Source organism: Actinomyces polynesiensis (assembly GCF_000820725.1).
GTDB classification, from domain to species: Bacteria; Actinomycetota; Actinomycetes; order Actinomycetales; family Actinomycetaceae; genus Pauljensenia; species Pauljensenia polynesiensis.
Genome location: NZ_CCXH01000110.1, coordinates 1 through 12,005, shown reverse-complemented (window position 1 = coordinate 12,005; position 12,005 = coordinate 1). Strand labels below are relative to the sequence as shown.

Here is a 12,005-nt window from a genome sequence, read left to right as displayed (position 1 = left end):
GTGCCCGGCCGGGTAGTAGGTGAAGGCGATGTTGGAGCGCAGGGGTGCCGGCAGCCCCAGGTGGTCGATGTCGTACTCGGTCTGGAAGAAGGGCGTGGCCAGGTCGAAGTAGCCGTTGGCCACCAGCACCTTCAGGCGCGGGTTGCGCACCAGCGCCGCCGCCAGGTCCGGCATGACCTGTGGGTACGTCAGCGTCTGGTCCCACATGGTCTTCGTGTGTCCGGGCTGCTTGTGCTGCCAGACCCACCCCTTGCCCGGCTCCGTGGACTCCCAGTCCATCTCGGAGAAGGCGCGGCGCTCCTGGGTGCCCGTCCACCCGAGTTCCTCACGCAGGTAGGTGTTGACCAGGGCCCCGTAGGCGGGGCTGATGAAGGCGTCGTCGGACACGAAGGTCTCGTCGTCGGAGGCGGCGTCCAGGTCGAAGCCGGACACGCGCCCGTCGTAGCGTCCCACCACCAGGCCCCGGTCGCGCAGCAGTTCCTTGCGGAAGCGCGGGTCCAGGACCCGCAGGTCCGAGCGCAGCACGTACTCGGGCGACACCCCGGCCAGCTCGGCGTACCTCCGGGCCACGGCCTGAGCATCAGCACGTGCCAGCCGGTCACCGCGCGAGAGGGCCTGGCGCAGCGCTCCGTCGGCGAACTCGCGGGCCTCCTGGACGTGGGCGCGTAGTGCCCCGAGGTCCGCGACCGGGCCGGCCCCGTTGGTCCCTGCCGCACCGGCGTCGCCCTCGTCCGCGGGGGTGGAGGAGGGGACCGCTCCCGCGCCCGCCCGCCCGTGGTAGTGCGCGATGGCGGCGTAGGTGGGGAAGTAGCCGATGTAGGCCTGGTCGTCGGTGCCGACGATGTGGCCGTAGTCGAGGATGTCGGAGAGGAGCACCACGCCGTTCAGCGCGATGCCCGCGTCGAGGAGTGCGTAGGAGAGCACCGAGCCGCGCACGGTGCCGTAGGACTCCCCGAAGACGTACTTCGGCGAGTTCCAGCGCCCGTTGGCCGACAGCCACCGCTGGATGAACTGGACGAAGGCCGCGACGTCCCCGTCCACGGACCACAGCTCCGCCTTGGCTTCCTCGGCGATCTCGGAGAACCCGGCGCCCGGGGCGTCGATGAAGACGAGGTCGGACTGGGGCAGCAGGGACTGCGGGTTGTCGATGAGCCCGTAGGGCGCGACCGTGGGGGCGGCCGTGGGGTCAGGGGTCGGGTCCTGCCAGGAGATGCGCCGCGGCCCCAGCGACCCGAGCAGCAGGAAGGTCGAGGCGCTGCCGGGGCCACCGTTGAACAGGAAGGTCACCGGACGGGTCGGGTCGGGGTGTGCGCCGTCGGGCAGGGCGATGAAGTCGGCGTGGAAGACGGAGGAGGCGGGGGCGACCTTCTTCGTGTCGACGTGCAGGGTGGCCAGGGTGGCGTCGTAGGTCCACTCCTCGCCGTCGATGTCCTGGGTGTGGCGCGTCGTGTGGGTGGTCGGGGCGGGCAGAGGGTGCTTCGGGGCGCGGGGCCCGCCCGCACCCTGCGAGGGCGACGCCGGTGAGCCCGCGGTGCCGGGCTGTGCGGATTCGGCCGGTTGACCCGGTTCGCGAACCTGCGGGGGTTGGGCGCCCTGCGCCGCTCCTGCGGGCTGGCCCGCGGTCGCGCCCTGTCCCTGGATGTCACTTGTCGAACTCACGATGCTCCACCTTCCCGATGCGGTGTCCCTGCTGGTCCAGGATCTCACGTTCCCCGAGCACCGGGACATCGCGGAGTGGGACCGGAGCAACTTGGGGAGCATGAACGGCAATGGACATCTCCTCGCGGGAGCCAGGTGACACCGGAGTGTTCCGACGGGCAGACGACACGCACCTCAGCTCTCCGAGGTACTGCTCAACTCCGACGCGTCCTGGGCTGGGTTTGTCGGGGGACAGAAGTGCATGCGTCGCAGTGGACAATGCTCCTACTCGGTCCAGTGGAAACTCTTCCGAACCTGGTACCCTGGGAGCGAAGAGAGGAAGACTGTGGAAATTCCGATGGTGGATCTGTTCGCCGGGCCCGGCGGTCTCAACGAAGGGTTCTCCCGGGCCAGCAGTGCAGTCACGTTCCGCTCGGCCATCTCGATCGAGAAGGAACACTGGGCCCACGAGACCCTGATCCTCCGCGCGGCCGTCCGGTCAGCTGGATTCCCGGACGAGTACTACGCCTTCCTCAACGGTGAGATCACCGAGGAGCAGTTCCGAGCCGTCCCCGAGATCGCAAGCGCGCTGAACGAGGAGCTCGCTCGCTCGCCCCGCCTCGAGCTGGGGGAAGCGAACCGCCCCGAGAACGATGCCCTGATCGGAGCGGCGCTGAGCCGTGCTGGCATCGAGCAGGGCTCCGACCGGCCGTGGGCGTTGATCGGAGGACCCCCCTGTCAGGCCTACTCCCTGGCCGGCAGGTCCCGTCGCACCCACGACGAGACATTCGCCGAGGACAAGAAGCACTTCCTGTACCGGGAGTACCTCCACATCCTTGACACGTTCCGACCGCCGGTGTTCGTCATGGAGAACGTCCGCGGAATGCTCTCCTCCAAGAACAAGGACAGTCTGATCTTCCGCCAGATCAAGAGGGACCTGGAACTCGACGATGCCTACACCGTCTTCTCCTTGGTCAGCGACAAGTCTCCCGAGGACCTCGAACCGGCCGACTTCCTGATCCATGCCGACCAGTTCGGGATTCCCCAGGCGCGCCAACGCGTCATCCTGCTGGGAGTCCGGAAGGACGTGCTGGGGAGGGTCCGAACTGTACCGACACTGGTCAAGGGCGCCCACACCACGGTGCGGGATGCCATCGGCGACCTTCCCACCATCCGGTCGTCCGTCAGTCCGCGGCGCGCGGACTCCGATGTCCAGTGGTCGGACATCCGTCAGAGCTCTGCGAGGATCGCCTCGCGTCACCACTTGGGTACCCGGGCACTGCCAGCTTCGGTTCCTCCGCGGGGATCGGTTCGGGTTCCCAGAGGTCCAGCACATGTGGCCGACCCGGTCCTCCGGGAGTGGCTCGAGGACGAGAACCTGACGTGTGTGCTCCAGCACGAGGCAAGGGCACACATGCCGTCAGACCTGTGGCGCTACTTCTACTGGGCCCGTTTCGTGGAACTGTCCGACGGCAGGGAACAGCCGAACGTCAAGAGCGTCCCGGTGGAACTGGTCCCCGAGCACAAGAACATCCAGCGGGAGGACACACCGTTCACCGACCGGTTCTGGGTCCAGGCCTGGTCCAATCCCAGCTCGACGATTGTCGCGCACCTGGCAAAGGACGGTCATCACTTCATCCATCCCGATCCCATGCAGATGCGGAGCTTGACCGTCCGCGAGGCCGCCCGGCTGCAGACCTTCCCGGACAACTACTACTTCATGGGACCACGGACCGCCCAGTACCAGCAGATCGGCAATGCCGTTCCGCCTCTGCTGGCCAGACAGATCGGTGAAGCCGTGGGCAGGCTCTTGGTCGGAGCCTTCCCGACCACTGTGGTGCCGATGCCCGAAGAACCAGTTGAGAGCGCAACGTCCGAGAATGCGACCCAATCGGATGCAGCCTGAGGCACCAACTGACCAAGTCCGGTCCCGGATGGTCTCCCAGGCCAGGAGCGACACTTCGCCGGAGCTGGCCCTTCGACGCGAACTCTTCGCGATGGGACTGCGCTATCGCATCCAGTTCCCCGTTCCCGGACGTCCCCGACGGACCATCGACATCGCATTCCCACGCGCCAAGGTGGCCATCTTCGTCGACGGTTGCTTCTGGCACGGTTGCCCCACCCATTCGGTTCCTCCGAAGCACAACGCAGACTGGTGGAGATCGAAGCTCGAGTCCAACCGACAACGCGATTCGAACACGACGGCTCTACTGCAGGCAGAGGGATGGACTGTGCTCAGGTTCTGGGAGCACGAGGATCCGCGGGCCACAGCCGCACAGGTCAGAGCAGTGCTCAGGCCGCATCCCAGTACGGATCCCTGAACCCGTTCTCCTTGAGCCGTGCGAGCATTCTCAGAAGAACCCCGGTCTGTGCGGGGGACGGGAGCTGACCCGCGAGGCAACGGTTGACGATGCTCGTCTCCTTGGGGGAGATGCGTCCGACTCCCTGACCGAATGAGAGGAGTGCTCTCAGAGCTCTGTCGTCAGCATTGACGAACTTGAGTTGGTCACCGATCGAGTTGTCCACTGCTTGGATCCGACTCGCATCCCTTCCCTTTTCCCTGACAACGGTCTCATCGACCAGCCAGTCGGACAATGAGTGGTCGACGTGCGTCCGGCCCGCTCGCACCTGGGTCCAGCAGGACTCCTTCTTGGCCCACTCGGTCACGTTCTGGGTGGGCCTGCCGTCATCGGTGAGAACTGCCAGGACATCACGCCCGTACAGTTCCAAGCAGTCGAGGACCTGTTCCGGGGCAGCTTGGAGGCGCCAGATCCTCGCCCAGTCGATTGACGCCCTGGAACGCTCCCTGCCCAGGTCGTGTGCCAGCTTTGCGATGGAGTACGTGACGATGTTGGCCAAGTAGCCCTTCGAGTACCAATCAGCGTTGAGTACGCGACGTCGCAGTGCGCGGAAGATGATGGCCTTGCAGACCAGCTGCTTGTAGTACTCCTCATTGACCCATGTGTCATCGCTGCCCAGCCTCCCTGAGACCGAAGCGGCGAAGGCCAGAAAGTTCTTCTGGCCACCGGAACTCACCACGTGGGGCTTCTGGTCCCACGTCACCAAGTACTTTGCAGCGTCCAGCTTCGTGATCAACTGACTCCTGGGGAATCGACGTTTGAACTGTCTCGATTCGGCGACGGTCCCCCGGTTGATCTCGTTCTGGTAGGCGCCACGCGTGCGCTCGTAGAACCACCCGGTCGAGTAGGGATCCCCCGGCCGTGTCGGAGTCAGGATCCTCCGGGAGAGCTCTTCCAGACGACGGTGGAACGGGCTGTTCGAGAAGAAATCAGCTTCGGAGACCGCATTCTGACTGTTGGTGTACCTCGAGATCTCCGGCACCAAGTCGACGGCGACCTCCGGGTCCACGACGACTATCTTGGCCGGCACTCCCACCAGCGACAGATCTGAGACCCCTCGAGCTGAGGACTTGCGCGTGTAGTACAGCGATGCGGTTGTCTGCCCCCCATTGACGATCTGCAGGTCCACGATCTCTCGGAGATGGCCCTCCGAATCGATTTCGACCGAGCTCGCTGTCGCCGTCACTCCATTGTTGTAGGCAATGAATTTTTCCGGATGTCCCAGAATGGTCTCCTTGACCCTCCGGTTCACCTTTCCTCGGGCACTGAGGTAGGACCGCACGTTCTGCTCCAGGAGCCGGGAACCATAGGTCTCGTAGAGATCCGCAAGCATCGATCCGGGAAGGACCGTCAGGTAGGTCTCCATCTCCTCAGTCACGTAAGGGGACCGTACGACTGGAAGACCTCTCTCGACCCACTTCCCAACAGAGGCGATGATCGGATCCCACTTGTTGGAAGAGACATCCTCCTGAAAGCGACGGTCCAGGTCCCACACGTGGTACTCGACAGGCTTTCCAAGGAGCGTCTCTGAATGGAACGTTCTCTCGCGGCCGCTCAGACGTCGGTTGGTGATGAGGAACAGCTTGATCCGCGAGAAGGACGAGAACTGCGTGCGAAGATCGAACGCGAGCTGAACAGCAGGATCGCTCTCCTCGCGCCCTTCGATGAAGTCACCCTGGACCGAGTCCTCGACAAACGCGCGCAACTGTGCAAGCACACGACGCGCCTCGGACGCAGGAATCGTCGCATGCTCTTCCCCCTCATCCAGGTCACAGATCATGAACGAGGCCGACTCATCCGGGTCCTCGATGTCGTAGCCGTCGATCGCCAGCCTTCGCCCTCGCGCACCGATCCCCATGAACTGAAGCGTGGTCATGTTGTCGACCTGGTCGTGATCGAGCAGAAGAGCAGAACAGCGATCGGCAAACACGTCATGAGGGCTCTCCCCCACCGCGTATGCCTCCGTCCTGATGTCAGCCAACTCACCCGCACGGAAGTCGTCGATTGTCGGTTCAGACATTTGATGCCTCTTCCATCGGGAGTTCCATTCCTCTGGGCCGGGTTGAAGAGCTACATCGTTCAGCTCTCATAATCAGTGTCCTCCCCGTAGATCTGTCGCACGAGCACCGTGTTCACCTGCATGGAGAACCTGTAATTCTTGCCGTTCCCTTCACCGGGCACCACCATCTTGACCCCCACCAACGGAACCCCCTCAACGAAACCGCAACTCGCGACAGCTTCATCGGACTTCGACGAGGGTGCCAATGGATAGATCATCATCGCGGGACGCGTGAAGTGCGGGTAGAAGTCCGTCTCGGGCACATTCCTCTTCCCGCCAGCAAGCACCGGCGCCCGCCCATTCCCTGTGATGCGACAAAGTCTCTCGACGTCATCGCCACCCGCAAGGCGGCTTGATCGTCCTGAAACCCTCAGCTCCCTCCCGTTGCCCGGGTTCTCGTTGTCCGGATCCGTCAATGCCATGCGTCGGACCACCGACTTCAGGGTGACCCCGCCCAAGGCTCGGGCTCCGCCTTCGCCCGGAACCAGAGCGACATCCCACTCCCGTGGGCAGGCCCCGTCCCTGACGAACTGCCTCACCGGGTCAAGCGCCCCGAAGTATCTGTCGGTGCGTGGAGCCTTGTAGGCATTGAGGAACTCCTCGACGAAGTGACGTCCCACTCCGCTCCACACGATCAGTCGAGTGCTTCGGAGATCGGCCACGCGCGCGGCCTCGGACTCGCACCGGCTCACCAAGCGGTCCGCAGCCAAGGCATTCGTCCGCTGCAGGTCGAGATCCGCGCAGAGCCTGGTGGTCTCGATCCGCTGTCCGGACAAGGTCACCACCCGCTCCAGGGTCTTGCTCGAGCGCGCCTTGTTCCGTGCAGTGATCAACAGGGACTCCGGCCGGGTGCTGACCTTGAGCCCGTAGTCCTTCGGTGTCAGGCCCTGCTCACGCATCGACCTCAAGTCGCGGCGGAGTTCCTGAACCGACTCGCCGGTGTAGCGGAAGTTGTCGCACAGCTCAGGGTTCATCCACACCGAGAGGAGATCCTGGTATCCGTCCCGGTATCCGAACCAGCGACCCATCTGCATGAGAACATCAGAGGCCGAGACATTGCGGTAGACGTAGCTGACCATCAGTCCCGGCAGGGTGAGTCCTCGGCTGAGCTTGAGTCCTCCCACTGCGATCTGCACCCGACGATCCGACGGATCCTCCACGTGCTCTTCATTCCACTCATCCGCACGGCCGTTGTACAAGCGGACCTGCGCTGCGTTCAGAGTCCCCCCGACTCTCGAGGCGACCTCTTCCCAGGTCGGATAGCGCTCCGTCTCGATTCCGCGTGCGCCACGACGGTGGGCATCGCGAAGCGCACTCCACACCGGTCCGGGTGCCTCACTCGCGGCACGGTCCGAGTGGAGGTTCACGGCCATCCGGTACTCCTCCACCAACCCGAGCAGGCGGTCCGCCACCGACTCCTGGGAACTGGTGAACCGGGAGACGTTCACGAGCATGGAAGTCCCGCTCCGAGCCACCCCGCGAATGCCCGCGACTGTGGCTGCAACAACGTATGTCGCCACCGCATTCTCGAGGGAAGTCGGGATGCCGAGAATCCGCTGTCCGTTCCGATGCTTGAGCGGAAGCAGGTCTTCCATGTCCCGGATCTCGTGCACGAGCGAGTTCCTCGGTTCATCCGGAGTCCCGAAGAAGTACTCGACGCCGCAGTAATTCGAGGGGGATGCGAGGCAGAGAATGTAGTCCTTCGGAAAGAGGTCCTCCATGACCCCGGAGTTGTCAGACCTGTACTGGGCTTGGTCGTCAATGAAGATGTTGGCGAACGGTGTCGCAGTGACCGCCAGATAGCTCGATCGGCGGGAGGCATGGAGCAACGTCCGGATACCCGCGTTGATCGCGGTTGGGTTCTCGTCCTCCGCGGAGGTGTTCACCGAAGCGTTGTCGGACTCATCGTCGATGACCACCAACGGCAACGACAACTCTCCCTCCCGATTCTCCGGCGCCAACCAATTCGTGAGGGACCGAAGTGCGTGGACGTTCTTCTTGATCACCGCGACATACACGTATCCCGACTCCTCGGAGGGCCTGGCAATGCCATCCTGTGCAGATCGCACAGCTGAGGTGAAGTCTCGTGAACGCGTCGTCAGTGTCATCGTCTTTCTCGGGATCTCCGGATGCCTGACCCCTATTCCGAACCCGTGCTTCTCCACCCGCTGGTGAAGTGCGTTCTCCCGCGTGCTGGATCCCACGAATCCCTCTTCGACCCGTTCCTGGGTCTGCCTCCGGAGTTCATCCGTGTTCGAGGTGAGAATGACGAACATTCTGTACCCAGCGTCCGCCGCCTTGTTCATGATGGCCAAGTAGTTGATGGTCTTGCCGGACTGGACCGCTCCCAACAGGAGCCCGCGACGCCTCCAGACTCCCGGGGTTGTGGGATCGCCGAGAAGGTCCACGACACGATCTGTCTGGGTCTCAACGGTGGCCAGAACCTTCTGGGGGAGGCCTCCGGTGCCGCTCTGCTGCCAGTCCCGAAATGCCCTCCATCGAACCGGGTCCACGCGGCCTTCGGCCAAGGCATCAGCCAACCAAGGTTCGTGCTTGCCTCCTTCGAGGAGTTCTCCTTCGTCCTGCTCAGCCCCCATCTCGACAAGGAGCTCATCCACCATGCAGCGGAGCTCACTCGGATCAAGCCCTGTCGACACTCCGAGTACTTCTTGAAAGCGCTCGATCAGGTCCACAAGCTGTTCGTCGGTCAGAGTGACTCCCGGCTTGAACGACGCGCTCACGGTCCGTTTGATCCGCTCGTACTCAGCGTTCATCATCACGCATCCATTTCTTCTCGTTCAAGGAGCACTTTGATCGACTCCAGATCCAGTTGATCGAGCGGTTCGAACGTTTGCAACGTCGTAGCCATGCTTTCGTCGCTGACACCGATCGAACGAAGCTTTCGCCGGAGACTCATGACCAGTTCAAGGAGTTCACCGTCGTTGGGTGTTGATGGGCTTACCTTCTCATCCCCATTGACATGAAGTGCCGCATCGTGGATTGGAAACGTCCGCTCAATGATCCCGACCACGTTCTCGACCTCCCGACGAAGCCCGGGATCGACATCATCGAGAAGAGCCCGAAGTGCAGGATGGTCGCGGTTGATGTCGTACCTGAATGCACCGTCCCTGTCCGCCACGTACTGCCAGACGCGACCGGGCGCGTCTGCCTTCCTGCCGCGGAACGTCTGCGTTCTCCTCGAGGGTGCCCCCATGCGGTCCATGAATACCTTGAGCTGCTCGAGGAGCGCCCGCGGGGGTCGTGCAACTGATTTCTTGATGTCGAGCGACCATGCCGCATCCATGTCGTTCCCGACGTCGACGGCAACTCTCGTGAGCTTCGTCCGGTCGGCCGCCCGTTGTTGACCGAACCACTTTCCTCGGTGCAGGAGCCGATTCGCCCGGTAGACGTAGAACCCCTGGGTGTCGATCAGGTGCTCACCCCTGAGACCCAACCTCTCCCGCTCAGCACGACCAAGCTTGTCCTGGTGCGGCAGGGTCACCGGAGTGACACGCACCGGACCACTCGCAGTGCTGAAGGTCTGCACCGACTGGACCGAAGTTGCACGGTGTCCTCTGAGAAAGGGATCCTTGCCCAACACGGGAGCACCGTTGACACTGATGTTGATCCTCTCGACGTGATCACCGTTGAGGAAGCGGTGGAACACCAGCGACAACCAGTCAATCGCTCCGTCCATTGCCAGGTTGAGCGCCCTCTCCCCCTCTCCCCACGTCATTCGGATCGGTTCCAGATCGGTCCAGACCACGGTCGTTCCTCTGGGAGCGGGCACCCCGAGTCCGTGCTGGAGCTGCTCGTCCACCTCCTCATCCGCGAAGGTCACCAAGGACCAGCGCTGGGTTCGGGCAATCCGCGCCTGGTCCCACTGGGCACCGATGAGACCATCCGGTCCACGCGTGCAGACCGACAGACATCTGCACTGCGAGAAGGAAGCCGTCTTCAATCCGAGGCCGAACCTTCCGAGATCGGTCTCCGAACGTCGGGCACCGGGTCCGGTACCTGCCAATTGCATCGCGACGCGAAGAGCCTCTCTTCCCATCCCACGACCGTCATCGGTCACCGCGATGTAAGGGGACTCCCCACCGTCGAACCGGATCTGCACATTGCGAGCACCGGCCGTGATCGAGTTGTCAACTATGTCAGCCAAAGCCGTCCTGAGCTCATATCCGACAGCACCCAAGGATGCCCTCAAGTCAGTCGACGGAGGCACTTCCACCTCATGCAATTCCGTTTCCTCCAGCCATCGCGACCCGAAATAACGCCGCGATTGCCTGCACTCCCATCAGCTGTCGACGGGGATGCCTGCCGTGACCTCGGATCTTTCCTCACCAAGCATTCCAGATTGCGGGCACCCATTCACACGGGTTCATGTGCGAACTGGATCCCGTGGAACATCTTGCGCGCCGCCATGTGCATTTGCGTTCACCGGAATCGACCCACGGTCCGGATGTCATTGGCTCCTGCCGACGTGAACCAAGTCAGTACCGGCTCGGGTAGGAAGGACCAACGGGTCCCCACCGTTCCACCCGCTGCTTCCCGGACCTTTTCTCAGAAACCCACAGGGATGTCAATGTCGTCGACGACCACTTGGACCTCATCCTCATCGAGACTGTCCAGGAGCAACGGTCCCGTGAGATAGGTCGCCTCCTTGTACAGCTCCCGCGCATATGCCGTTCTCTGCGGGCCGTCATAACCCATGACGCGACGGGCCAGTGCACGCACCAGTGCCAGATTTCGGGACAGCGCCGTCCTCTCGAACAACCCCACGAGCTCATCCTCGGAGAGTGGTCGCACAGCGGCCCGTTGGAGATCTCCAATGGCTGCCTCGCGTTCCCAACTCCGGCGGAGGACGTTGCGTTGACCACCGAGCGCCCTTTCCTCGGACATGTCCGAGAAACGTCTGGCGAGCAGATCCGGGAAGACCATGACGGTCAGGAAGGTCCAGACCTCCCGGTGAGCGGCATCGGAGGGCACGATGTCCATCTCCTGATGAAGCGAACGCCCCATTTCCCTGTCGAAAGCGGAAGCCTCCGAGCGTGAGAGAAACGGGCCCTCCATCCTCGCCTCCAGGCTCCCCACGACTGACTGGCGCAGGTCGGAGAGCTCCTGCGCGGTGACGGGCACGCCACCCGTGGCCACGGGAGCTGCTGAGGGGTGGTCGAACCGGACGAGTTCCGGCAGCGAGCTCGTCGGAGCATTGCGGAGCTCGAGCAGGCGCACCCGTCCATCGCTGTCACTGAGCCGCGGGTAGACCTTCATCTGCGACCTCCCAAGGTCGATAACACTCCTGGAGCAACCCTTCGAGCCATTGCGGATCCGAACGGACGAGTTCCATCATTGAGGCGAGGTCACTGTGGAGTGCGGACTCCGCCAAGGTCGAAACGGCATCGCCCAGTGAACCCTCTTCCCATTCATCCTCCAGGTCCTCGACATCCGTGACCAGTGACGAGGCCACTCTGAGCAGATGACGTGCGATGTCGATCTGGAGGAACCTCAGCAGGCGACTGTCGGTGTCAGCCATCAGGAGTCGCTCGGTCTGCGGGAGATCAGTGTTGATCCACAACCGGGTGGAGGCGGCGAAGAGCGAGTCCAACGACTCGGCATGGGTTGACAGTGCCCAGATGGAGGTCGGGAGCCCCATTGCCCTGAAGGAAGCCGCGTCCGCGGGGAACCGAGCTCCGGTTCCCTCCAGGAGCAACGGATGACGTGCCCCACTCGCCAATCGACTGCCGGGCCGGTGCGCCACACCGGGCGTTGATGGCGCTCATCGAAATTCCCCAGAGTTGCTCATCGGAATTCCTCAGGTCGCGTGGTCAGGTTAGCGCAGGTTTGTGCCGGTGGTGACGCGGCGGAGTTCGTCGGCTGCGTTTGCGTGGTTGCGGAGCCGGTAAGAGGCTCCATCGAGGGTGATGACGACGGAGCGGTGCAAG

The 12,005-nt window shown here is 63.2% G+C and carries 9 protein-coding genes; 3 read left to right on the top strand and 6 right to left on the bottom strand.

Annotated features, from left to right (window positions below; genetic code table 11):
* On the bottom strand, positions 1-1,659 hold a 1,659-nt coding region (locus TA90_RS04995), incomplete at its 3' end, for a S10 family peptidase (RefSeq protein WP_052450532.1).
* Here TA90_RS04995 and TA90_RS14540 point away from each other — a divergent pair.
* The 3 genes from TA90_RS14540 to TA90_RS13755 all read left to right on the top strand — a co-directional run bounded on the left by TA90_RS14540 (position 1,640) and on the right by TA90_RS13755 (position 3,959).
* The gene (locus tag TA90_RS14540) at positions 1,640-1,798 is read left to right on the top strand and encodes a hypothetical protein (RefSeq protein ID WP_156135661.1); all 159 of its coding nucleotides are present in this window, start codon (positions 1,640-1,642) and stop codon (positions 1,796-1,798) included. The two genes, TA90_RS04995 and TA90_RS14540, sit on opposite strands and share 20 nt — an antisense overlap.
* A 198-nt stretch (positions 1,799-1,996) precedes the next feature.
* Entirely contained in the window at positions 1,997-3,544 is a 1,548-nt protein-coding gene (locus TA90_RS04990) for a DNA cytosine methyltransferase (RefSeq protein WP_052450531.1), read from the top strand.
* Positions 3,519-3,959 (top strand): very short patch repair endonuclease, encoded by a 441-nt coding sequence (locus tag TA90_RS13755; protein ID WP_331394259.1) that lies wholly within the window; start codon positions 3,519-3,521, stop codon positions 3,957-3,959. Before TA90_RS04990 ends, TA90_RS13755 begins: the two co-directional genes overlap by 26 nt.
* On the opposite strand, the gene TA90_RS04985 is transcribed toward TA90_RS13755, so the two are convergent.
* The 5 genes from TA90_RS04985 to TA90_RS04965 form a co-directional block, all read right to left on the bottom strand.
* Positions 3,931-6,018 (bottom strand): AIPR family protein, encoded by a 2,088-nt coding sequence (locus TA90_RS04985; protein WP_043534916.1) that lies wholly within the window; start codon positions 6,016-6,018, stop codon positions 3,931-3,933. The two genes, TA90_RS13755 and TA90_RS04985, sit on opposite strands and share 29 nt — an antisense overlap.
* A gap of 59 nt (positions 6,019-6,077) precedes the next feature.
* Complete coding sequence (locus TA90_RS04980) at positions 6,078-8,834, bottom strand: Z1 domain-containing protein (protein WP_043534915.1); 2,757 nt, start codon at positions 8,832-8,834, stop codon at positions 6,078-6,080.
* Positions 8,834-10,291 carry an ATP-binding protein gene (locus TA90_RS04975; RefSeq protein ID WP_231550669.1) on the bottom strand — a complete coding sequence of 486 codons (1,458 nt, stop codon included), beginning with the start codon at positions 10,289-10,291 and terminating at the stop codon, positions 8,834-8,836. Before TA90_RS04975 ends, TA90_RS04980 begins: the two co-directional genes overlap by 1 nt.
* Before the next feature lie 332 nt (positions 10,292-10,623).
* Positions 10,624-11,334: a DUF6339 family protein gene (locus TA90_RS04970; RefSeq protein ID WP_043534914.1), complete on the bottom strand. Its 711-nt coding sequence runs from the start codon at positions 11,332-11,334 to the stop codon at positions 10,624-10,626.
* Positions 11,309-11,716 (bottom strand): hypothetical protein, encoded by a 408-nt coding sequence (locus TA90_RS04965; protein WP_043534913.1) that lies wholly within the window; start codon positions 11,714-11,716, stop codon positions 11,309-11,311. The genes TA90_RS04970 and TA90_RS04965 overlap by 26 nt, the downstream gene beginning before the upstream one ends.
* Positions 11,717-12,005: the final 289 nt, after the last annotated feature.

What these genes read in the sequence shown, in the direction of transcription:
- TA90_RS14540 (WP_156135661.1), top strand. Translation starts at nt 1,640, where the DNA reads ATGTCACTTGTCGAACTCACGATGCTCCACCTTCCCGATGCGGTGTCC.
- TA90_RS04990 (WP_052450531.1), top strand. Translation starts at nt 1,997, where the DNA reads ATGGTGGATCTGTTCGCCGGGCCCGGCGGTCTCAACGAAGGGTTCTCC.
- TA90_RS13755 (WP_331394259.1), top strand. Translation starts at nt 3,519, where the DNA reads ATGCGACCCAATCGGATGCAGCCTGAGGCACCAACTGACCAAGTCCGG.
- TA90_RS04985 (WP_043534916.1), bottom strand. Translation starts at nt 6,018, where the DNA reads ATGTCTGAACCGACAATCGACGACTTCCGTGCGGGTGAGTTGGCTGAC.
- TA90_RS04980 (WP_043534915.1), bottom strand. Translation starts at nt 8,834, where the DNA reads ATGATGAACGCTGAGTACGAGCGGATCAAACGGACCGTGAGCGCGTCG.
- TA90_RS04970 (WP_043534914.1), bottom strand. Translation starts at nt 11,334, where the DNA reads ATGAAGGTCTACCCGCGGCTCAGTGACAGCGATGGACGGGTGCGCCTG.
- TA90_RS04965 (WP_043534913.1), bottom strand. Translation starts at nt 11,716, where the DNA reads ATGGGGCTCCCGACCTCCATCTGGGCACTGTCAACCCATGCCGAGTCG.